The organism is Hydrogenobaculum sp. Y04AAS1 (genome assembly GCF_000020785.1).
Lineage (GTDB): Bacteria > Aquificota > Aquificia > Aquificales > Aquificaceae > Hydrogenobaculum.
This window is the reverse complement of record NC_011126.1, coordinates 1,272,229-1,294,744: the sequence shown is the minus strand read 5'-3', so window position 1 is coordinate 1,294,744 and position 22,516 is coordinate 1,272,229. Positions and strand designations below refer to the sequence as shown.

Annotated in this window: 23 protein-coding genes and 1 tRNA gene; 17 read left to right on the top strand and 7 right to left on the bottom strand. The window is 36.0% G+C overall.

The genetic code is table 11. The features are described from left to right. Positions 1 to 33: 33 nt before the first annotated feature. The 11 genes from HY04AAS1_RS06970 (at position 34) to HY04AAS1_RS06925 (ending at position 10,333) form a co-directional block, all read left to right on the top strand. On the top strand, positions 34 to 1,485 hold the full coding sequence (locus tag HY04AAS1_RS06970; RefSeq protein WP_041308087.1) for a hypothetical protein: 1,452 nt from the start codon (positions 34 to 36) through the stop codon (positions 1,483 to 1,485). A 13-nt stretch (positions 1,486 to 1,498) separates the two neighbouring features. Then, positions 1,499 to 2,314, top strand: coding sequence for a molybdopterin-synthase adenylyltransferase MoeB (moeB, locus tag HY04AAS1_RS06965; protein ID WP_012514421.1), 816 nt, complete (start codon positions 1,499 to 1,501; stop codon positions 2,312 to 2,314). A 9-nt stretch (positions 2,315 to 2,323) separates the two neighbouring features. Continuing rightward, positions 2,324 to 3,097, top strand: coding sequence for a citryl-CoA lyase (locus HY04AAS1_RS06960; protein WP_012514420.1), 774 nt, complete (start codon positions 2,324 to 2,326; stop codon positions 3,095 to 3,097). Then, positions 3,097 to 3,318 carry a DUF167 domain-containing protein gene (locus HY04AAS1_RS06955; protein WP_012514419.1) on the top strand — a complete coding sequence of 74 codons (222 nt, stop codon included), beginning with the start codon at positions 3,097 to 3,099 and terminating at the stop codon, positions 3,316 to 3,318. The genes HY04AAS1_RS06960 and HY04AAS1_RS06955 overlap by 1 nt, the downstream gene beginning before the upstream one ends. Then, entirely contained in the window at positions 3,311 to 4,636 is a 1,326-nt protein-coding gene (locus HY04AAS1_RS06950) for an acetyl-CoA carboxylase biotin carboxylase subunit (RefSeq protein ID WP_012514418.1), read from the top strand. Before HY04AAS1_RS06955 ends, HY04AAS1_RS06950 begins: the two co-directional genes overlap by 8 nt. Positions 4,637 to 4,644: 8 nt before the next feature. Then, positions 4,645 to 5,319 carry a flagellar basal body L-ring protein FlgH gene (locus HY04AAS1_RS06945; RefSeq protein WP_012514417.1) on the top strand — a complete coding sequence of 225 codons (675 nt, stop codon included), beginning with the start codon at positions 4,645 to 4,647 and terminating at the stop codon, positions 5,317 to 5,319. Between the two features lie 68 nt (positions 5,320 to 5,387). Next, entirely contained in the window at positions 5,388 to 5,522 is a 135-nt protein-coding gene (locus HY04AAS1_RS08570; protein WP_012514416.1) for a hypothetical protein, read from the top strand. 26 nt (positions 5,523 to 5,548) lie between these two features. Beyond that, positions 5,549 to 7,831 (top strand): plasma-membrane proton-efflux P-type ATPase, encoded by a 2,283-nt coding sequence (locus HY04AAS1_RS06940; RefSeq protein WP_012514415.1) that lies wholly within the window; start codon positions 5,549 to 5,551, stop codon positions 7,829 to 7,831. Positions 7,832 to 7,838: 7 nt separating this feature from the next. Next, positions 7,839 to 8,123 carry an Asp-tRNA(Asn)/Glu-tRNA(Gln) amidotransferase subunit GatC gene (gatC, locus tag HY04AAS1_RS06935; RefSeq protein ID WP_012514414.1) on the top strand — a complete coding sequence of 95 codons (285 nt, stop codon included), beginning with the start codon at positions 7,839 to 7,841 and terminating at the stop codon, positions 8,121 to 8,123. 7 nt (positions 8,124 to 8,130) lie between these two features. Next, on the top strand, positions 8,131 to 9,189 hold the full coding sequence (gene recA / locus HY04AAS1_RS06930; protein WP_012514413.1) for a recombinase RecA: 1,059 nt from the start codon (positions 8,131 to 8,133) through the stop codon (positions 9,187 to 9,189). A gap of 4 nt (positions 9,190 to 9,193) precedes the next feature. Then, complete coding sequence (locus HY04AAS1_RS06925; RefSeq protein WP_012514412.1) at positions 9,194 to 10,333, top strand: aspartate aminotransferase family protein; 1,140 nt, start codon at positions 9,194 to 9,196, stop codon at positions 10,331 to 10,333. A gap of 4 nt (positions 10,334 to 10,337) precedes the next feature. Here the strand turns inward: HY04AAS1_RS06925 and HY04AAS1_RS06920 are convergent, their stop codons facing one another. Both HY04AAS1_RS06920 and HY04AAS1_RS06915 read right to left on the bottom strand, forming a co-directional pair. Then, positions 10,338 to 11,567 (bottom strand): ComEC/Rec2 family competence protein, encoded by a 1,230-nt coding sequence (locus HY04AAS1_RS06920; protein ID WP_012514411.1) that lies wholly within the window; start codon positions 11,565 to 11,567, stop codon positions 10,338 to 10,340. Beyond that, a complete protein-coding gene (locus HY04AAS1_RS06915; RefSeq protein ID WP_012514410.1) occupies positions 11,545 to 12,138 on the bottom strand; it encodes a D-sedoheptulose 7-phosphate isomerase in 594 nt (197 codons plus the stop codon). The genes HY04AAS1_RS06920 and HY04AAS1_RS06915 overlap by 23 nt, the downstream gene beginning before the upstream one ends. A 62-nt stretch (positions 12,139 to 12,200) precedes the next feature. Between HY04AAS1_RS06915 and HY04AAS1_RS06910 the strand changes: the two genes are divergently transcribed. The 6 genes from HY04AAS1_RS06910 (at position 12,201) to HY04AAS1_RS06885 (ending at position 15,993) form a co-directional block, all read left to right on the top strand. Then, positions 12,201 to 12,629, top strand: a complete 429-nt coding sequence (locus tag HY04AAS1_RS06910) for an RsmD family RNA methyltransferase (protein ID WP_012514409.1) — start codon at positions 12,201 to 12,203, stop codon at positions 12,627 to 12,629. Beyond that, complete coding sequence (locus tag HY04AAS1_RS06905) at positions 12,629 to 13,258, top strand: HAD-IA family hydrolase (protein WP_012514408.1); 630 nt, start codon at positions 12,629 to 12,631, stop codon at positions 13,256 to 13,258. The genes HY04AAS1_RS06910 and HY04AAS1_RS06905 overlap by 1 nt, the downstream gene beginning before the upstream one ends. A gap of 46 nt (positions 13,259 to 13,304) precedes the next feature. Next, positions 13,305 to 13,387: transfer RNA gene (locus HY04AAS1_RS06900), tRNA-Leu, on the top strand. Between the two features lie 30 nt (positions 13,388 to 13,417). After that, positions 13,418 to 14,335 (top strand): branched-chain amino acid transaminase, encoded by a 918-nt coding sequence (locus tag HY04AAS1_RS06895; protein WP_012514407.1) that lies wholly within the window; start codon positions 13,418 to 13,420, stop codon positions 14,333 to 14,335. Beyond that, positions 14,325 to 15,425: a hypothetical protein gene (locus HY04AAS1_RS06890; RefSeq protein ID WP_012514406.1), complete on the top strand. Its 1,101-nt coding sequence runs from the start codon at positions 14,325 to 14,327 to the stop codon at positions 15,423 to 15,425. Before HY04AAS1_RS06895 ends, HY04AAS1_RS06890 begins: the two co-directional genes overlap by 11 nt. Further along, positions 15,415 to 15,993 carry an outer membrane lipoprotein carrier protein LolA gene (locus HY04AAS1_RS06885; RefSeq protein ID WP_012514405.1) on the top strand — a complete coding sequence of 193 codons (579 nt, stop codon included), beginning with the start codon at positions 15,415 to 15,417 and terminating at the stop codon, positions 15,991 to 15,993. Before HY04AAS1_RS06890 ends, HY04AAS1_RS06885 begins: the two co-directional genes overlap by 11 nt. Position 15,994: 1 nt before the next feature. On the opposite strand, the gene HY04AAS1_RS06880 is transcribed toward HY04AAS1_RS06885, so the two are convergent. From HY04AAS1_RS06880 to HY04AAS1_RS06860, 5 genes are all read right to left on the bottom strand, one after another. Beyond that, positions 15,995 to 16,528 (bottom strand): glycine cleavage system protein H, encoded by a 534-nt coding sequence (locus HY04AAS1_RS06880; protein ID WP_012514404.1) that lies wholly within the window; start codon positions 16,526 to 16,528, stop codon positions 15,995 to 15,997. Between the two features lie 61 nt (positions 16,529 to 16,589). Continuing rightward, positions 16,590 to 17,930, bottom strand: coding sequence for a UDP-N-acetylmuramoyl-tripeptide--D-alanyl-D-alanine ligase (murF, locus tag HY04AAS1_RS06875; protein ID WP_012514403.1), 1,341 nt, complete (start codon positions 17,928 to 17,930; stop codon positions 16,590 to 16,592). Further along, positions 17,927 to 20,038, bottom strand: coding sequence for a bifunctional (p)ppGpp synthetase/guanosine-3',5'-bis(diphosphate) 3'-pyrophosphohydrolase (locus tag HY04AAS1_RS06870; RefSeq protein WP_012514402.1), 2,112 nt, complete (start codon positions 20,036 to 20,038; stop codon positions 17,927 to 17,929). The genes murF and HY04AAS1_RS06870 overlap by 4 nt, the downstream gene beginning before the upstream one ends. A gap of 3 nt (positions 20,039 to 20,041) precedes the next feature. Beyond that, complete coding sequence (locus tag HY04AAS1_RS06865; protein ID WP_012514401.1) at positions 20,042 to 21,013, bottom strand: hypothetical protein; 972 nt, start codon at positions 21,011 to 21,013, stop codon at positions 20,042 to 20,044. Then, on the bottom strand, positions 21,006 to 22,415 hold the full coding sequence (locus tag HY04AAS1_RS06860; RefSeq protein ID WP_012514400.1) for a TldD/PmbA family protein: 1,410 nt from the start codon (positions 22,413 to 22,415) through the stop codon (positions 21,006 to 21,008). The genes HY04AAS1_RS06865 and HY04AAS1_RS06860 overlap by 8 nt, the downstream gene beginning before the upstream one ends. Positions 22,416 to 22,516: the final 101 nt, after the last annotated feature.

Genomic DNA, 22,516 nt, shown 5'->3' with positions numbered 1-22,516 from the left:
AAAATGTTATATAATATTTTAATAGGAGGTGCTATGATGAAAAGTTATATACAAACTACCAAGGTGTATCTATTTTTAATATTTATGAGTGTATTAGTAGGTGTAGGTTTATCAAGAGCAGAGCAAGTTTACGTAAAACCTGGTAATTTTTCTTACTTTGATGCTTATATACCAACTTACATCACCGCTGGACAAAAAGTAACCTTTATTTTAAGACCAATGGATGCTTATGGAAATTTTATAAAAGATTTCTCTTATTACGATAAGAAGTTTCTTGTAAGAAGCACCGGTGAGTTATCTGTAGATCCAGCGCTTTTTTCTTCAAAAAGCTTTAAAGATGGTTCTTTTAGTATAACCATAGAAGACAATAAAGCAGGGGTGGCTACTTTATCAATATTGGAAGGCTCTTATCCAATCCTTATAAAAAACGAAGCCACCGGTAGTATGATGCCTGTAATTAGCATAAAAGTAGTCAATGGTCCTGTCTATAAGTTCGCCATAGAAGCGCCTTCTACAGTAGAAGCTGGTAGGGACTTTGCAGCTAAGATTATCGCTTTAGACAATTATGGAAATGTCGTTAGAAATTATGCTTCTATAGGCTCTGACGTTGTAATAGAGCTTAAAACACCAAACGGCACGCTTCCTTACACGGTTCATGCTTATAAGTTTAAAAACGGTATAGCTGATGTGGTATTGAGATACGATACGCCTTCCAAAGTAGCTATAGACGCTTACGAAGTAAACAACCGTAAAATATCAAGCCAAGATTATTACGTAGATTTATATCCACCAAAACCGTCTAAGTTCAGAGTAGAGATTCCAGAAAGTACCATATCCGCCGGTGAGCCCTTTGAAGTATACGTTACGGCCTACGATCAAGATGATCACGTTATAAGAAATTACAACATAGTGGGTAAAACTGTTCACCTTGTGGCAAGTGGCAGTGGCAAGCTTATTCCAGACGTAATACCTCCAGAGGATTTCATAAACGGCACAGCAAAGGTAAGCCTTATATATACGAAATCGGAGCCAATAACAATATCTGCATACATAAAGGGTATGACACCCAGAAAACCAGCACAAACCATCCAAAAAGAAGTTACAAAGCTACAACCCACAAACATACCAAAGCCTAAGAAGAAAGAACTGACAAAACCACAAAAAAATATTTATAAAGAAGTAGCTTCTTTAGAGTTTCCGAAAGCTTATGGATCTATCAGAAAATATGATTACCACACTAAGTTTGTGGACGGAAGGAGAATAGGTATAATAGATGTGTTTTTCACAAGAAGGATAAAACATCCAATAACCAGGACTGTAAAACCTGTATACTTTGGAAACGAAGCTCTTGGCAAGTTAATAGTTCAAAATGGTAAAGATACCGTTGTTGTTGTGCTTGTGCCAGAAAAAGAAGATCTATATGTAACAGATATAAAAAGGCACAACAACAGCCTTGATATCACCATAGAAAGATCAAGGCGTTGAAGGGGTTTTAAGCATGTTTGATTTCACTGAGGAGCAAATTAAAAGATATGCAAGACATATAATATTACCAGAAGTAGGCGGTGCTGGACAAAAAAAGATAAGCCAAGCCAAAATTTTAGTGATAGGTGCAGGTGGACTTGGATCACCAGCCATATATTACTTAACAGCTGCTGGGGTTGGCACGCTTGGTATTGTAGATTTTGATAAAGTAGACTATTCAAATCTCCAAAGGCAAATTATTCATACAGAAGATAGAGTAGGAATGTCTAAGGTTGAATCTGCCGCTATGACGGTAAAAGCTCTGAACAAAGATGTAAACGTTATCACTTACAACACGATGATAAACAAAGACAACGTAATGGATATTATAAAAGATTACGATATAATACTAGATGGCACCGACAACTTTCCCACGAGGTTTTTAATAAACGACGCTTGCTATTTCTTAGGTAAAAAGCTTGTATCCGCCGCAATGCTTAGATTCGAAGGCCAGATAACCGTATTTAATTACGAGGACAAAGAGAACTCTCCTTGCTATAGATGTTTGTTCCCGGAACCACCGCCTCAAGGATTGGTACCCACTTGCCAAGAAGCCGGTATTCTTGGTTCTATCGGTGGTATAATGGGTGCAATACAAGCCACAGAAGCTTTAAAACTTGTAATAGGATGTGGAGAGCCCCTTATAGGTAAACTGCTTATAATGGATGCTTTGTCTATGGATTTTAGGAAAGTCAATTTAAGAAAAGATAAATCTTGTCCACTTTGCGGAGAAAATGCTCATATAAAAGAGCTGATAGAATATGAACAAACCTGCGATGTTCATTTTTAGGAGGTTTAGATGGAAAAGAAATGGCGCACCGGTATCACTCTTCACAAAGGCGAAGATACCTATATAAGAGGTTACAAGCTATTGGACTTGGTAGGTAACCTTAGCTTTTCGCAAGCGATATACCTCATATTAAAGGGTGAGTTGCCGTCTGAAAAAGAAGCTAAAATGATGGATGCTATCTTTGTATCTGTGATAGACCACGGTATAGCTCCGCCTTCTGTAATAGCTGCAAGGGCTGTAGCTTCTGGGGGGAATACGCTAAACGTAGGTGTAGCTGCTGGTGTTGCTACATTTGGTTCTGCTCACGGTGGGGCTTTGGAAGATGCAATGAAGTTTATGCAAGACAACATAGACAAAAATATAGAAAAGCTTGTAAAAGAATATCTTGAAAATAAAAAACCAATACCTGGTTTTGGACACAAATACTATAAAGAATTCGATCCAAGAACAAAGAGGTTGATGGATATAGCTAAATCTTTGGGCTTTTACGATAGATATTGTGCTTTTGCCGAAAAAGTAGAAGAAGAAATATTTAAGCAAAAAGGTAAAAAGCTTGTGCTAAACGTAGACGGTGCCATAGCTGCCGTTACATCGGAAATGGGGTTTGATTGGAGGCTTGGAAAAGGATTTTTTATAATAGGAAGGGTTCCTGGGCTTGTGGCTCATGTATACGAAGAACTTACCAAAGAAAAGCCCTTTAGCAAAAGATTAAACGAAGAAGAAGAAACTGAATACACCGGGATAGAACCAAGAGAGCTACCTCAAGAGTTTAAAAAGTTTTAATGATTTTAAGGGTAAAAGTAAAACCAAACGCAAAAACCGTTTCGGTGGAGCAATTAGAAGATAAAAGTTTAAAAATAAGTATAAAATCTCCGCCGGTAAATGGTAAAGCCAACGAAGAACTCATCAAAGTGCTATCGGAATTTCTAAAGGTGTCAAAATCTAAGATAAATATAAAAGCTGGAAAAAGCTCCAGAGAAAAGCTTGTGGAAATATATGATTAAAAAGCTACTTATAGCAAACAGAGGCGAAATTGCTGTAAGAATCATAAGAACCGCCAAAGAGATGGGCATAAAAACGGTGGCTATTTACTCCGAAGCAGATAAAAATGCTTTACACGTGGAGATGGCAGATGAAGCAATATGTATAGGTCCACCAAAGGCATCGGATAGTTATTTAAATATTCCTTCCATAATGGCGGCTGCAGAAGTCACAAAAGCAGACGCCATACATCCAGGATACGGCTTTTTGTCGGAAAATCCAACATTTGCAGAAATAGTTCAGGCTAGCAATATAAAGTTTGTGGGACCACCTTCAGAAGTTATAGAGTTAAGTGGTGATAAGGTAAAGGCAAAGGAAATAGCAAAAAAAGCCGGAGTACCGGTAGTGCCAGGAAGCGACGGCGAAGTAAGCTTTTTAGAAGCAAAGGATATAGCTCACAAAATAGGATATCCAGCTGTGTTAAAAGCGGCAGCCGGTGGCGGTGGTAGAGGCATAAGGATAGTAAGAGACGACAAAGAGCTCCTTGAGGTGATGCAAACGGCCATGAGCGAAGCAAAAAATGCCTTTGGAGATGAAAGGATATATATAGAAAAGTATCTTATAAACCCAAAGCACATAGAAGTACAAATACTATCTGATGGGAGAAACGTTATAACCTTAGGAGAAAGAGAATGTTCTTTACAAAGAAGACATCAAAAGATAATAGAAGAATCACCTTCTGCTTCAATATCCGATTCTGAAAGAGAACTGCTCTACGAATACGCCGTAAGGTTTGCAAAAGCTATAAACTATATAGGTGCTGGTACTGTAGAGTTTCTCTACACAGAAGGGCAATTTTATTTCATAGAAATGAACGCTCGCATACAAGTAGAGCATCCTGTAACCGAAATGACCACAAGTGTTGACATAGTATCTTATCAGCTTTTAATAGCGGATGAAGGCGATCTCGACATAGGCTCTATAAAACCAAAGGGATTTGCCATAGAATGTAGAATAAATGCAGAAGACCCTATAACCTTCATGCCTTCTGTGGGTGTTGTTGAAAAACTAAGACTACCCGGTGGGTTCGGGGTAAGAGTAGATACTCATCTTTACCAAGGCTATACCATACCTCAATATTACGACTCTCTTTTAGCCAAGATAATAGCTCACGGCAAAAACAAAGAAGAAGCTATAGATCGTATGAAAAGAGCCATTAACGAAGCAAAGATAGAAGGAAAATCTCTAAAATCAAATTTGGATCTTCACAAAAAGCTTTTAGACACAACAGAGTTTAAAAAAAATGAGCATCATGTAAGATTTTTAGAAAACATGATATAATTTGGAAAATGAAGTTTAAAAAGTTTGTTTTTTTAGCTTTTAACGTTACAATGCTTAGTTTATTACTAAATAGTTGTGCTTCAACACCTCATCACCTAAAATACTTACCCTATTCAACACCATCTCAAAACCTAAACTATGTGAAAGGTAGCCTGTACGTACCAGATAGTCCTATGGCTAATCTTTATAGCGACCAAAGGGCTTTTGCGGTCGGGGATTTAGTACACATCCTTGTTTCAGAAAGCGTAAACGCCGTAGAAAGTATATCAAACCAAACCCAACGTTCAAGTACCTTCAACGATGCAGTGTCATCGTTTTTTGGACTTCCTTCAAGCACTCTTAGAAATTTAGGGGTTGGAGCAAGCTCAAACAACCAGCAGAAAGCTCAAGGCACAGAAAGCCAGAGTGGGGTTTTTACTACTACTATTACAGCTTATGTAAAAAGAGTTTACCCAAACGGCAACCTTCTAATAGAGGGTCATAAAATCATATACCTAAACAACGTAGAAAGGGTAATTACGCTAAGGGGCATCGTAAGACCTCAAGACATAGACAACACAGATACCGTCCCAAGCCAGGATATAGCAAACTTAGAGATCTTATATCAAGGTCATGGTTATCTAGTGAATGGCTCTCAACCAGGATGGCTAGCTAGATTCTTAGCTAAAATTCTCCCATTTTAAAACTTTTAAAATAAAATCATTGACTTTTTTCATAAATCGCAATAATATGATATCAAAGGAGATTTTTTATGGGAATTTCTGAGATAGTAGGCGTGATAACGCTTATTGGTATAGTGGTGTATTTTATATGGATGTTTGTTTACGATCCAAATGATGAATCCGATAAAGTCTTAGATTACGATGAGCAAGAGGATGAAACATAAACTAATGTTATGTTAAAATAAGCTTTGTGGAAAGTTACAAAGGCTTAACGGAAGATCAAGCCAAAGAAAATATAAGAAAGTATGGCTTCAACGAGATAAAAGAAAAAAGAGAACCAGCTTTTGTTTTGTTTCTCAAAAAATTTTGGGGTCCTATACCTTGGCTTTTAGAATTTACAGGTATATTGACGTTTTTACTAAAAAAGTATCCTGATGCGATAGCTATCTTTGTATTGCTAATATTTAACGGGGTAGTATCCTTTTGGCATGAACTAAGCGCTCAAAACGCTTTGGAGCTTTTAAAAAAACATCTAAGCATAAAAGCTAAAGTACTAAGAGACGGCACTTGGAAAGAGATAGACGCAAAGTATATTACAATAGATGATATTGTACTTTTACAAAGTGGATTTGCAGTACCAGCTGATGTAGAGATTTTAGAAGGTGCAATATCAGTAGACCAATCAAGCATAACAGGAGAATCTCTTCCTAAAAGCCTAAAACCTAAGGACACAGCGTATATGGGTTCTTTTGTGGTAAGAGGAGAGGCTATAGGAAGGGTGATAAACGTAGGAGAGCATACGTTTTTTGGAAAATCTGCAAAGCTAGTACAAGAGGCTAAAACCAAAACCCAACTTGAAGTAGTGGTTTTTGAGTTGGTAAAATACTTATTTTTGTTTGGGGTCTTTCTCATAATAATATTGTTAGGTCTTTCCATATCAAAAGGTTTTTATTTAGGCGATGTTTTACCTGTTCTTGTGGTGATGCTTCTTCCTATCATACCAGCGGCTTTGCCAGCAGCTTTCACACTCTCCACAGCACTTGGAGCAAAAGAACTAGCTAAAAACGGCGTCCTCACCACAAAACTCTCAGCCATAGAATCTGCTGCATCGATGGATATACTTTGCACCGATAAAACCGGTACTATTACAAAAAACAAGATAACAGTAGATAAGATAACTCCTTTAGGCAATTACCAAGAAAAAGATGTAATGTGCTACGGAGCTCTAGCTTCAGATCCAAAACAAAAAGACCCCATAGAAGAGGCAATATTTAACTATTTAAAAGATGATTGCTACAAAATAGAAAAAGAAGGTTTTGAGGCTTTTGATCCATCAAAAAAATACTCAACAGCAAAAATCAAAAAAGACAACGAAGAAATATATATATTTAAGGGTTCGCCTAAGATGGCTCCTATAGAAAATGAAAAACAAGAAAATCTTTACAAAGAAATGGCCAGTATGGGGTTAAGAGTTTTGGCGGTTTGGATAGAAAAAGACCACAAAAAAGAGTTGGTGGGTTTTATAGGCTTTTCTGATCCTCCAAGAGAAGACTCTAAAGAACTTATAGAAAAAATAAGGGGCTTAGGTGTAGATGTAAAAATGATAACCGGTGATACCAAAGAAACTGCAAGTCATATAGCCTCTTTGGTAGGAATAGAAGGTGATATTTGCGAAGCAAAAGATATAAGAGAAACCTGCGGAGTGTTTGCCGGAGTATTACCAGAAGATAAATTTAAAATTGTAAAAACCTACCAAAAGATGGGTCATACAGTGGGTATGACTGGAGACGGCATCAACGATGCCCCCGCTCTAAAACAAGCGGATTTTGGTATAGCAGTGTCAAACGCCACTGATGTGGCAAAAGCGGCTGCTTCGGTGGTTTTAACGGAAGAGGGACTAATAAATATAGTTTCTGCCATAGTGGTATCAAGAAAAATATATCAAAGACTTCTAACATACGTATTCTCAAAGACCATAAGGGTTTTTGCCGTAGTGCTTACGATATTTGCATTTTTCATCATAGACAAAGATTTTGTACTTACTACAAAAATGATAATAGCCATGTTTTTCTACAACGATTTTCTTACGCTTTCTTTGGCCACCGACAACGTCGGCTATTCTCAAAAACCAGATAAATGGGATATAAAAAAGATATCTATAGCATCTTTGGTATTTGGTATTTTTAGTGTTTTATGGATTGTAGGTGGTATATACATCTTTGGTCATCTAGTATTCAAGCTCCCTCTTCAAAATATAAAAACCCTAACTTTTCTTGCCTTAGTCCTTACCATACCCGTCAGTGTATTCTCCGTAAGAGAAAGAGGCTTTGGCATAAAAAATATGCCTTCAAAAGCATTATTGTTTTCTATGCTTTTTGCAATAATAGGTTCAAACCTTATGGCTTTATACGGTTTTCTAATGCCAAAGCTTCCAGTTTATATAGTACTCACCATAGACCTTTACATATTCTTAATGTTTATACCCTTTAATATATTAAAGATTTTTACTTTTAAAAGCCTCAAAATGATATAATAAGAATATGAGTATTAGCAAAGAAGAGGTCATCAAAATAGCAAAGCTTTCAAGGTTAGAGTTAAAAGAGGATGAAGTAGAGTTTTTCTCAGCTCAGATAAAAAACATACTTGAGTTTGTAAACAAGTTAAACGAAGTAAAAGCCGAGCTCCTAGAAGAAGAGTATAGCGACTCAACACCGTTAAGAAAAGACGAGCCAGAGACTTCTTTAGAAGTGGACAAAGTCCTTCTAAACGCTCCAGCCAAGCGCTTAAACATGTTTGAAGTTCCTAAAATAGTAGATGCAAACTGAGGTAACTATGGATCAAGAAAAGAAAAAAGCTCTAGAGGCAACTCTTACACAAGTAGAAAAGAAATACGGCAAAGGTGCCGTTATGCCTATGAAGGCTGCCTATGAGAAGCAAACTGTAAACGTCATTCCCACAGGGATATTGTCTGTGGATAAAGCTTCGGGAGTAGGTGGCTTACCAAGGGGCAAAATTATAGAAATATTTGGACCAGAATCTGCAGGTAAAACCACGCTAGCTCTTTATGCTATAGCAGAAGCCCAAAAACAAGGTGGTATAGCACTTTTTATAGACGCAGAGCACGCTTTAGACCCGAAGTATGCCGTAAAGCTTGGAGTAAATCTTGATGCTATGTATATATCTCAGCCGGATTATGGAGAGCAAGCTCTTGAGATAGCGGATGCTTTTATAAACTCAAACACAGTGGATATTATAGTAGTAGACTCAGTGGCAGCGTTGGTACCAAAAGATGAATTGGAAGGTGAAATGGGCGATGCTCAAGTAGGTAAACAAGCAAGACTTATGTCTCAGGCTTTAAGAAAACTAAAGGGCGCCACCAACAAATCTAATACAACCCTTATATTTATAAATCAAATAAGAGAAAAGATAGGCCAAATGTACGGAAACCCAGAGACCACACCCGGTGGAAGAGCTTTGAAGTTTTTTGCAGATATGAGGCTTGAAGTAAGAAAAACCGGAGACATAAAAAGCGGGGATAACAAGATAGGTTATAGCGCAAAGGTAAGGGTAGTAAAAAACAAAGTAGCACCACCTTTCCAAGAGGGTGAATACGAAGTTTACTTTGGCGAAGGTGTGTGCAAAATATGTGACCTTGTAAATGTAGCAATAGAGATGGGTATAATTCAAAAAAGCGGTAGTTGGTACAGCTATCAAGATACAAAGATAGGACAAGGCAAAGAGCAAGTAAAAACGTTCCTAAACGAAAACAAAGATGTAGCAAAAGGCATAGAAACCAAAATAAGACAAGCCATATACAGCTCCAACAACCCAACACCATCAGAAGAAAACAAAAAAGAGCAAAAAGCCCAAGCCAAAAAAGAAGAAGCGTAGTTTTATGTTTTTAATGAACACGTATCCTCGTAAAGATATAGTCTTTGTAAGAGGAGAAAATTCTGTTTTATTTGACAAAAATGGCAAAAGGTACATAGATTTTTTATCGGGTATTGCTGTAAATACGTTGGGATACTCACATCAAAAGCTTAAAAACGCTTTGAAACATCAAATAGACGAGATAATCCATACTTCAAATTTATACGAAAACCCTTGGCAAGAAGAAGTGGCCTCAAAGTTGATAAGCTTTTATAAAGATAACGGCAAAGTATTTTTTTGCAACAGTGGCACTGAAGCAAACGAAGCAGCCATAAAACTTACAAGAAAATACTTCAAAGACAAAGGAAAAGACAAATACCGTATCATCACCTTTAAAGGTGGTTTTCACGGAAGGACCATGGGTTCTTTATCGGCTACCCCTAGACCAAACCTACACCAAGGTTTTGAGCCAATGCTTGATGGTTTTGATTATGCCGAGTTTAACGATATAAACTCCGTTAAAAGCCTGATAAAAGATACGGATAAAACGGCAGGCATAATGATAGAAGCCATTCAAGGAGAAGGTGGTATAAACGAAGCAAACCTTGAGTTTCTAAAAGAGCTTGAAAATATATGTAAAGAAAATGACATACTTTTAATATTGGATGAAGTCCAAGCTGGCATGGGAAGGACAGGTAAGTTTTTTTCATATCAGCATGCAGATATAAAACCAGATATCGTTACAATGGCAAAAGGACTTGGCTCTGGGCTTCCGATAGGAGCTGTTATTGCAAAAGATGAGATTTCAGAATCTTTTGGAGTGGGTACCCACGGGGCTACTTTTGGAGGAAACGCCCTTTCTTGTATGGCAGCCTCTATTACCCTTGATGAGCTACCAAATCTTATGAAAGATATACCTTCAAAAGAGGCAATATTTAGAAATGCTTTAGAAGGTTTTGGGCTTTTAAAGGGAAAAGGATTGATGCTTGGGCTTGATATAAAAAAAGATTGCAAGGAGATATCTACAGAACTTCACAAAAGGGGACTAGTGATAAACTGCACCGCCAATAGCGTTTTAAGGATGCTTCCTCCCCTTGTTATTACAAAAGAAGAGATAGAAGAAGGATTAGATATATTGACCTCTACGCTAAAAGAGTTTTTGTGAGATTTTATAAGCTCCACATAGCGTAAGCTAAACCAAAAAGAAGTATCATAGAAAAGATCTTTAAAAATCTATCTTTTATAAAAACTATAGATAGTAGCAAAAGTCCATCAAAAACCACTCCATAGTAAATAGGTATTTTAAAATAAATAGGCATTAGATTAATGCTATAAACAAAATCTCCAAAGTAGTAAGCTATTTTATTTAAAGGTATATAAAATATAGGTATAGAGAAAACCGTTAATATGTTTAAAAACCCAAAAACAAGGTATAATTCTACAACCAAAAGCAAAAATGGCACCACCAAAACAGCTAATATAGATATAGGCCCAAGCTTTGAAACCATTGGCATAGAGCTAAGTATTGCCACCAAAGAAAGCTCCATAGAAAGCAATATCTTACCAAAGAAGGTTTTAGGGGTATCGACGCTTTTAAGATAAAAAAGTATATAGAATGTTATAATCATTGAAAGCCAAAAACCAACACTTTTATAAAAAGATAAATTAAAACAAAGCGTAAGAATACCAGATATAAAAAATATTTTTATGTTGCTTGCGTATCTATAAAAGGTTTTTAGCAAAACACTCACCATAAGATAACTAACAGCCCTTATTATAGGGGCCCCGTGTTCCATAAAAATACCGATATAGATTATCAAAAGTAAAAGTGCAAAAACATCTTTATACTCACCAAAAAAGAGATTTGACATGTTTTTAAAAATCATATCTATATGAATCCCAGACATAATAAGTAAAAATATCAAAGAGTTTACCGAAAAACTTGTAAGAAGATCTTCTGGAAGAGCCTTCACTCCCTCTCCAAACAAAAGCGCAAGGCCTATATCCTTTGACCAATCGTTTGAAGTGGTGCTTTTGAACCTATTTTTTAAAAATATCTTTAGTCTTTCTAAAAACCCCAAATCACGGTTATATGGTTTTGATATTTCAAGGAAATCTTTTGAAGTTTTTGCGATGCCGTTTTTTACCTTTATATAACCTTTTATGTAGCTGTCTTTTGGGAGTTTTATATTTAAACGCAAAATATTACCTTTTAGATAAGATGGGTTTATGATCTTTATTTCGGAGCTTGTTAGCGCTTTAGCTTCTATTTTGTAAAAACCATCCTTTAGATGAGTTTTAGGGATTTTGATATTATTTTTAAAAGTCAAAAAACCCAAAAGTATAAAAAATAAAAATGGATATAAAAATACACTTTTAGGCCATAGATAGCTTTTCATTTACAACTTCATCTATGATTTCGCATAAAGTGTGTCCAAGGGTTATGTGGCACTCTTGGATTCTTGCTGTATCGTAAGAGGGTACTACAAAACTATAATGGGCTATATCCACCACCTTGCCCCCTTGCTTACCGCTAAAAGCTATGGTGGTAGCTCCCATATCGTGGGCTTTCATAAGACCTTTTATCACGTTTGGAGAGTTCCCAGATGTAGATATACCAATAGCCACATCCCCCGGCATACAAAGGGCTTCTATCTGCCTTTCAAATATAACATCAAATCCATAATCGTTGCCAACGGCAGTAAGTATGGAAGTATCTGTAGTAAGGGCTATAGAAGGAAGGCCTTTTCTTTCTTTTTTGTAGTGGCCAACAATCTCTGCCGCTAAGTGCTGTGAGTCTGCTGCTGAGCCTCCATTTCCAAAAAACAAAATCTTATTACCATCCAAAAGCGCCTGAGCCATAATAAGTCCCACTTCCACTATCCTATCTTTATACATCTCTAAAAAGGCCCTTTTGGTCTCTATGCTGTTTATAAAAGAGTCATTTACAATTTTTAACAAGTCTTCCATGTAAATATTATAAATTATCCTAAAAGCAAAGTCTTTAGATCATAAAATGATATAATAATTAAATGTCTTATAGACCCACATCTTCAATGGTGAAATTAGCTATATTCAACATAATTGGAGATATAGAGGGGCTCATGTTCTTAGAGCTTTTTGCTGGAAGCGCTACAATATCTTTGGAAGCAAAAAAGCGAGGTGCCATACCAACGGCAGTAGATATATCTAATAAAAACGTAAAAACCAAAGATGTAAAGTTTGTTAAAAGAGATGTTTTATCGTTTTTAAAAAGCTCAAAAGAGCAGTTTGATATTGTATTTGCAGACCCTCCTTACAAATTTCAAGATTACGATAAGCTTCTTTTTTTGGTAAAAAATGTTTTGTCAGAAGGTGGACTTTTTATACTAGAACACAGTTCAAAGCTTGATTTTGGCTCAAAAGACAAGAGAGTTTACGGAGATACAGCAATATCTTTTTGGTACAAAGAGGAACTTTGATGCACTTTGAAGGATACATATTTGATTTGGACGGCACTTTGATAGATTCTTTGGAAGACATAGCAAACGCTGCCAACAAAACACTGAAAGATTTAGGCTTTGAGGAAAAATCAAAAGAAGAGATAAAAAAACATATAGGCTCTGGTACAAGGGAGCTTTTTAAAGGAATTTTAGAGGATAAAACCTATTTAGAAAAAGCCATAGAGGTATTTAAATCTTACTACGCCCAAGAACCCATCAAAAACACAAAGCTTTTCGAAGGGGCTTCGGAGGTTTTAAAGCTTTTAAAATCAAAAAACAAGAAGATGGCCGTAGTATCAAACAAACCTTTAGAGCTTAGCAATATAATATTAAAAGCTCTAAACATAGAAAACTATTTCGAATATATAGTAGGTCCAGAAACCTACAATGAAAGAAAACCTTCTCCAGTGCCTATTGCGAGGACTCTGGAAAAAATGTGTATAAACCCAGGAGAGAGTATAGTAATAGGAGATACGTATGTAGATATAGAGAGCGCGAAAAAATCAAATTGTAAAAGTGCATTGGCAAGCTGGGGCTATGTAAAATTGAAAGAAACAAAGCCAGATTTTGTTCTAAAAAGCTTTGAGGATTTGGTGTATATGATTTGAAGAAGTCATTGACTTAAAAGCCTTTTATATGATATTATAATAACTAGCCGAAGTGGTGGAATGGCAGACACAGGGGACTCAAAATCCCCCGCCCGCAAGGGCATGTGGGTTCAAGTCCCACCTTCGGCATTTTTATTTTATTTTTTAAGAGGTGGTTAAATGGAATACGCTTATTTTGAAGGAAACATAATACCAGTAGAACAAGCCAACATAAACATCAAAACCAACTCTATACACTACGGTACACTTGTTTTTGAAGGCATAAGAACATATTACAACGAAGAACATAAACAGCTTTACATACTTTTTTCCAACGAACATTATCTTAGGCTTTTAAAAAATGCAAAAGCTATGTTTATGAACATAAATAAAACCCCAGAAGAACTAACAGAAATTACAAAAGAAATTTTGAGAAAAAGCAAAATAAAGGAAGATACTTACATAAGACCTTTTGTATATTTTAAAGATTTGGCGCTAACACCAAAGCTCAAAGATTTTACGCCAGAAATAGCTATATATACGTATAAGTTTGGTAGATACTTAGACACTTCAAAAGGTATCCATGCAAAAGTATCTTCTTGGAAGAGAAACCCCGACAACTCTATACCTTCTCGCTGGAAAGTGGCTGGGGCTTATGTAAATAGCGCTTTAGCCAAAACAGAAGCTTTGATGTCTGGATATGATGAGGCTATACTTTTAAACGAACAAGGAAATATAGCTGAAGGCTCTGGTGAAAATATATTTATAATAAGAGGCAAAAAGCTTATCACACCATCTTTTAGCGAAGGCATATTAGAAGGTATCACAAGAAGAGCCGTCATAAAGCTTGCGAAAAATGAACTTTTTTTAGAGGTAGAAGAAAGATCTATAGCCAGAAGCGAGCTTTATATGGCTGACGAAGTGTTTCTAACGGGTACAGCAGCAGAGATAACCCCAGTAATAGCGGTAGACAATAGACCAATAGGAGATGGAGGTATAGGTCCCATAACTCAAAAGCTTCAAAAACTATACTTTGATGCAGTAAGGGGAAATATAGAAAGATATAGGCACTGGCTTACTCCAGTATATGACACATAAATTTTTAAAGGAGGTTTGCCAAGAGGTATCAAAATACCCAAGACCTGTAAATTCTTTAGGATCTGGCTATGCAAAAGATCTTGTAAAAGAGTTTGCTATAAAAAACAATCTACTATTAAACATAGAAGAGCATAGATCTAAAACCACACCTACACATTTTTTTCTAAAAGCTAAAAAACTTGTAAAACTAAATATATTAAACAAATTCAAAGAGCATGTAGAGGGTAAAATTCTTATTGTTGAAATAGAAAAGTTAAAATATATAAACACCCTTCAAGATTATATTCCAATTTTGCTAATCAAAGATATAGTAGATATAGAACTTTATAAAGATAGGATAAATAAGATAAAACCAAAAGCCGTTATATTTAGCCTGATAACCATCGACACAAACTTTTACCAGAGAGTTTTCAACTTCAACATGCCGGTGTTTTCTATAAGCTCTAAAGACTTAGAATATATAGAAGAGTTAACATACATAACCTTAGAACCCATAAAAGAAGAACAGATAGAGATAGAAAATATATCTTTTGATATAGGAAGAGGCCCTATTGTATATGTCATTACCTCAATAAGCTCAAAAGACGACAGCTACGGATCTATATACAGTGCTTCATCAATAGCTTTGTCCCTTGGTATCGCACAATCTTTTTGTAAACATTACAATAGCGATTTTAGATTTAGGTTCTTTTTTACAGAAGAAGATAACTACAACTTTGATAGTGTGCAAAAGCATATTAGCAAACATCTAAAACACGTTTATTATGCAATATCTGTTTTCAATATGGGCTGGACAAACAAAAGCTGTTTTTATGAAGACGCCCACGGGGATAACTCCTTTTATATGAGCGAAAAATTTTATAAATATGCAAAAAGCATAAATCAAAACATATTTTTCCTAAAGACAAAAACAATGTCTTTTTTGCATGCTCCCTTCAAAAATAAAGATGTAAAAACGCTCATGCTTGGTTCTTATCCTTGCATTGTATCAAATACGAAATATGACAACATAGAAAGTGTGAGGTTTGAAGAGCTGTACTCTTGGTTTGAAATATTGTCAGGATTTTTAAGGAGATTTCATGCGCTTTAGATATATTTTAGTGATTATTTTGATGATATCTTTGGCTTTTGGCGAGGTAGTAGATAAATTTTTAGATAAGATAAAACATATGGAGCTTATAAAGATAGATTTTCAGCAAAAGTTTTACCCTATAGGTTACACTAAGCCTATTGTATCTTATGGTGAAGCATATATTGAAAACAAACCACCTTTTAAAATAAAACTTACATATGAAAAGCCAAACAAGTTTGTTATACTATACAACGGTAAAAGCACCATACTCTACAACAAAAGCTCAAACTATACTTACGATATAAAAGGTAAAAGCCAAGAGATAAAAGGTATAAGCATATTAAACAAAGATATAACCAGCGTATTTAGACCTATACTTACCTCTTATCAGGATGGCTATTATGAGATACTCTTTATACCAAAATCAAGCATCGTAAAAGATGTATCCTACGTAATCCTAAAATTAACAAGAAATCTAACTCCAGAATCTTTTTACGTTTATATGCCACAAAAAGGCGTTTTATATATAAAGGTATTGAGCTTTTACAATGAAAAAAACAACGAAGATTTATTTAATATAAAATAAATCAATGTTCTTCCTCATAACCAAGCTCCTCTTCCGGTATTTCTTCTAAATGCTCTTCTTCTAATATATCTGGTGAGTGTATTATACCTACTGAACCAGATTCTTCTCTTATTAGCTCTTCCAAATATTCTATATACTCCTCTGAAGACATGAGATCTTCTACTTCAAGGGGGTCTGACATTCTAATCTCCGCAATCCAGCCTTCTTCATAGGGATCTTCGTTTATTATACTAGGGTTGTCTTCTAAGTAAGAGTTTGTGTTTTCTACAGTGCCAGTAATAGGGGATAGTACTTCAAACATTCCTTTAAGACCTTCTATTCTGCAAATTACATCTTGTGGCTCAAAGTAATCTCCTACGCTTGGAAGCTTTATCTCTTCTACGGTATCCACTTGAAATTGCGCGTAATCTGTCACACCTATTTTAGCGATATTCCCTTTTAGCAAAACCCATACATGATCTTTTGAATAGTAGTACTTTTGTGTTTTTACTATATACCTTCCTATCACCACTTCGTCTTTTCCTAAATCTTCCATATATAAACCTCCAAATATCTATATATAAATCAAAATATAATACCTATAAAAGCAATATATATTATAAACCATTTACAAGCCTATCCACAACATTTTCCATCTTCATGCCTCTAGAGCCTTTTACCAAAATCATTGTATTGGTATCGGTTTTTTGTTTTAGGCTTTTAACAAGATGAAAAGACAACTCCTCTTGATTATCAAAGTAAAAAACTTCTTTGTTGGAAAGTTTTAAAACATCGTAAGCGTATTTCATATCGCTTCCATAAAGATACACATTGTTAATATGAGAAGACTTCAGCATAGCCCCTACTTTCTCGTGAAGAGCCTTTGAATACTCTCCCATCTCAAGCATATCTCCCAAAACTATTATCTTATTAAAATCTTTAAAACTATCTATAGTAAGAATGGCATTTTTTACAGAAACAGGATTTGCGTTGTAAGTATCGTCTATTATTCTAAAAGGTCCTTTTTTTATAAGTTGCATCCTTCCTTGCACACCTTTAAAACTCTCAAACCTGTCTTTTAGCTCCTTCCAATCTATACCAAAAGATGCAAGAACACCAACCGCTGCGGCTGCACTCTCTGCTATACCTATGCTCAAAACTGGTATAGTAAGCCTAATTCCCATTATCTCAAAATGTGTACCTTCTTCGTCTATATAGACATTTTTTACCCTTATATCAGCATCGTCTCTAAACCTACAAAAACTAAGCCCATATTCTTTTTTATAAAAGCTATGAAACGCCTTAGGGTAGACCCCAGACAAAAGATTTGGAGAGTCAAACACTTCAAAGTTTCCTTTTACTACGTTTTCAATAGAACCAAAACTCTCAAGATGCTCTTCTCCTATAGAAGATATAACCCCTATATGTTGTTTTGCGATGTTTGTAAGCTTTTTAACATCTTCTAAAGCGGTGGCTCCCATCTCCAACACAAGATAACCTATATCATCATCAGCTGTTATAACCACCTTTGGAAGACCTATCTGAGAATTAAAATTTTTGTAAGTTTTATGCACTTTGCCAGGCAACACATGGGCTATAAGCTCTTTTGTAGTGGTCTTACCAGCAGAACCAGCTATCGCTACAACATTCGCTTTAAGGCTATTCCTTTTTAAAGAGGCTATGTCCTGCAAAGCTTTTATCGTATCTTTGGCTTTTAAACAAGATTTACCTTTTGCTAGTATCTCTTTACAGTCAAAGTCTTCTCTTACCAAAAAACCCGCTATATTTTCGTCAAGAAGGTTTTTTATATAAAGATGGCCATCGGTTTTTTCTCCTTTTATAGCTACAAACAAAGCATCTTTTATAGACTCTCTTGAATCAAAAAATACATCTTTTATAAAAAACGGTTTCCCCTCATGTATCAAACCTAAGCTCTTAGAAACTTCTAAAGAGTTCATCCAAACACCCTTTTTACAGATTCTACACCTTTTATAGATTTTATTTCGTCAAAAGCTCTTTTTAAGTCTTTTGTGTTTCTTAATTGCACTTTAAAATCCATGTTTGCTATGTTGAGGTTGTTGGTTTTTGTAGAAGCTTCTACTATGTTTATGTTTGATTTTGTAAAAGCAGAAGACACTTCTGAAAGTATGCCAGGTCTATCTGAAGCTACAACTCTCATCCTTGTGGTATATAACTTGTCTTGGGACTTCCAGTCTATTTTTACCACTTTTTGAGGTATATTTCTAATGGCGTATTGAAGGTTTGGGCATTTCTCATGATGTATAACAATACCAGCGTTTTTTGATATAACCCCCATTACTGGATCTCCTGGAATTGGCATACAACACTTCGCTACACTAAAAAGCACGTTTGATACGCTCTCAAGTTTTAAAGACCCCTCTTTACCCTCGTCTTTTATATGTTTTTGCTCTTTTTCTTTGGAAAACAGCTTTATTACCCTGTTTATTGGGATTTTACCAAAACCTATGTTTGCAAAAAGCTCCTGCTCGTTTAAATCAAAATGAGAACTGAGTTTTTTTATCATATCTTCGAAACCTAAACTTAGTTTCTCTGAAAGCTTTAAAAGGGTTTTGTGAGCTTCTTCTATAGCCACTTCTTTTTCTTTTGCTTTCAAGAAAAGCCTAATACGAGTTTTTGCTTTTTTTGTGGTTACAATCTTAAGCCATTCTATTTTTGGGCTTTGAGAGGGGTTTGTTATAATTTCTACCCTATCACCGCTTTGAAGCACATAAGAAAGAGGCACTATCTTGTTGTTTACTATAGCCCTTTGACAGTGGTTTCCTATATCTGTATGTATGTAATATGCAAAATCAAGCACCGTTGCACCTTTTGGAAGCACTACAACATCATCTTTTGGAGTAAATACAAATACCTCATCTTCGAAAAGCTCATCTTTAACAGCTTCTATGAGCTCATTGGCGTTTTTGGTTTTTATGCTATTTAACACCTCTCTTAACCATGCAAATATGGAGTTGTCTTTTGTAGAGGAATTTTCTTTGTAAGCCCAGTGAGCTGCTATACCCTTTTCAGCTCTCTCGTGCATTTCGTAAGTCCTTATCTGTACCTCCACAACTCTCTTTTTGGGCCCTTCCACGGCAGTATGAAGAGATTGGTACATGTTTGGTTTTGGAAGCGATATGTAATCATCAAAGCTTCCTGGTATAGGCCTAAAAATACTATGAACTATACCTAAAACAGTATAACACTCTGCCACATCCTCTACTATCACCCTTATGCCAAGAATATCCTGTAAATCCTCCAAGCTTAGATTTTTTCGTTTTAGCTTTTGATATATGCTGTATATATGCTTTTGTCTATATTGTATGGTGTAGTTTGGTTTTTTATCTTTGAAAAAATCGTTTATGGCTTCTACCACTTTCGATATAAAGTATTTTTTTAGATAAACCTCTGATTCTGTACTTATTTTTTGGACAAAATCTTTTATTTTTTCGTACTCTTCAGGATGCGTGTATTTTAAATAAAGGTCTTCCAGCTCTTTCTTTATGCTCCATATTCCAAGCCTATGGGCTATCGGAGCGTATATATCTATAGTCTCATTGGCTATTTCAAGCTGTTTGTGCCTCGGCATGTAATCAAGGGTTCTCATGTTGTGTAGTCTGTCTGCTAGCTTTATGACTATGACCCTTACATCCTTTGACATAGCAAAAAGCATTTTCCTATAGTTTTCAGCCTTTGCATGTTCTTTTGAAGAAAACTTATACTTGTCTATCTTGGTAAGGCCATCCACTAGGCTTGCGATCTGAGGGCCAAACTCTTTTTTTATCTCCTCAACGGTAGTATCAGTATCTTCTACTACGTCGTGTAAAAGCCCAGCCACAATACTATGATAATCCATCCCTATAGAAGCTAATATGCTGGCTACTGCTATAGGATGGTTTACGTAGGGTTCTCCAGATTTTCTTGTTTGGTTTTCATGCTTTTGATATATAAAATCTATAGCTTTGCTTATAACATCCTCATGCTCTTTGTATTTGTTTAAAATATCTTCTATGAGTTTTTCGTTGGTTTTATCTAACGTTTTCATATCTTATCCCGATGGAGGTGGTGGAGAATTTTGGGGTTGGTTTTGATTTGGAGAAACCGAAGGCGCGTTCTGATTTTGAGCTTGATTGTTGGCGTTCATAATCTCTTTTTTCATGGCGTTTAGTTCTTTTTTGTGTGTCATAATATAATCAGTAACAAGGGCAGCTTTTTTAGGGTCCATCGCTGAAAGTATATCTCCAGCTTTTCTAGAAGGTAGCATAACAAGAATCTTAGCCGCTATCTCAGGGTCTACATCGTTTAGCATAGCTCCCGCTTGGTCACTATCAGCAGCGGCTACTACTTTTACATACTTTTGTATTTCTTGTTCTTCTTGCTGTTTTTTCTTTTTGGCCTCTTCTTGCTTTTTCTTTTGAAGCTTTTGAAGCTCTTGTTGTTGTTTTATAAGGGCTTGAAGTTCTTTCTTTTCTTTTTCTAACTTCTGAAGTTTTTGGTCTAAAAGAAGGTTTAGGTTTTGTTCATCGGAGTTAATATTTTGTTCCACTTGCGTTTTAGCGTTTTGATACAAAGCCGGTGCTCCAAAGCTTTTCATACTAAAAGCCAAAAACAAGGCTATCAAAACTATGTAAAAATGTTTTAGGTTGTAGAAAAAACTGGCGTTCATCTCCTCTTTGTATAGTTCTTTCTTTGTATGCTCAATCAGTCTATTGTGTTTTATGATCTCCATAGCTTTAATATCTCTAACAATATCTTTTGCTTCCTCAGCCAAAGCCTCCTCTAACAGTTTTAACTCATCAAGCGTTTTTTCTATAGCTTTTAACCTTACATACAGCTTTTGATAAGCTACCAAGTTTGATATATACTCATCGTAAGAAGAAACATCTTCATTTAAAAGGTTCATAGCTTTCTCTATATCTTTTTTCTCGGTTTCTAAGGTGTTTATTTCATCTTTTACCTTGTTTAGCTCGGATAGTTTTAGGTTTAGCTCTTGTTTTTTTATATCTATTATTTTATCCACTGCAAACCTCGCATCCACCAAGAGTCATAGATTTTATCCTCACAGTGGGTTGAGCATCTGAAACTGGCACCCCTTGACCATCTTTACCGCAGGTGCCTATGGCAAAACCCTCGTCGTAACCTACGGCATCTATATCTTCCAAAGCCTTAGGGCCGTTTCCTATGAGTGTTGCTCCTCTTATAGGATATGTAATTTGGCCATTTTCTATAATATAGCCTTCCATTACATCAAAAACAAAATCTCCAGTGATGGTGTTTACTTGTCCACCACCCATTTTCTTTACCAAAATACCCTTTTTGGTGTCTTTTATTATATCTTCTGGATTTGTTTTACCGCTTTTAATAAAGGTATTTGTCATACGCACCACCGGAGGATGGGCATAGCTTTGACGCCTACCGTTGCCAGTGGATTTCACACCGTCTTTCATAGCCCTTAACCTATCGTACATATAGCCTACCAGATAACCATCTTCTATAAGAACTTTCCTTTGAGCCTCAACCCCTTCATCGTCAAAGTTAAAAGAGCCGTTCATGCCTGGAATCGTAGCATCATCAATGACACTCACCAACGAAGAAGCCACTTTTTGACCTATCCTATCTTTATAAACAGATTGGCCTTGCTGTACCAAATCTGCCTCAAGCCCATGACCCACAGCCTCGTGTACCATCGTCCCGCCTGCTTCTGAAGACATCACTATGGTAAAACTACCCGCTGGTGCTGGTTTTGCATCCAAAAGCATGATAGCCCTTCTTGCAGCTACACTTGCTATTTCCTCAGGGGATTTTCTTTCAAAAAGCTCAAAACCTACGTTGCCCCCCATAGATTCGTATCCCCTTTGAAGGATGCCATCTTTGTAAGACACAACTTCCGTGTAGAAGACTGTTCTTGTCTGGATGTCTTCTACATGCTCTCCTAAAGAGTTTATTATCATTATTTGTCTTTTTTTATCCATCAAGACTGCACTCACTTGTTTTACATATTCTCCAAAAGACCTGGCAGCATCATTAGCTCTATTTAAAATCTCTATTTTCTTTGAAAGCTCTATTTGTTCTGGGTCTATCCCTATAGGCATAGAAGCTTTGGCGTAGGCTTTTCCAACCTTTATAGGACCTTGAGAAGACGTGTTTGCTATGGTTTTAGCAAGCTCCACCAAAGAGTCTATGTCAAACTCCGTAGAATATCCATAATATACCTTGTGATTCTTTATAAGCCTAAGACCTACACCCACATCAGACCCATGTTCTATTTTATCCACTTTGTTGTTTTCAAAAACAATACGTGTATTTGAAGAGTCCTCATAAAAAATCTCTCCGTATTCTCCGCCGTTTCCCATCAAAAACGACAGTATATAACCGGCCTTTTCTTGTAAAAGCTCTTTTACATCTATTGCTTCTAAAATCATAAAAACACTCCTTTCCAAATATTCTAACTCTATTAATTTATCTTCAATCAAGGCAGTAGTCAAGCCAAAAAACTATTTTGCAAATTCTTTACGATGGCATC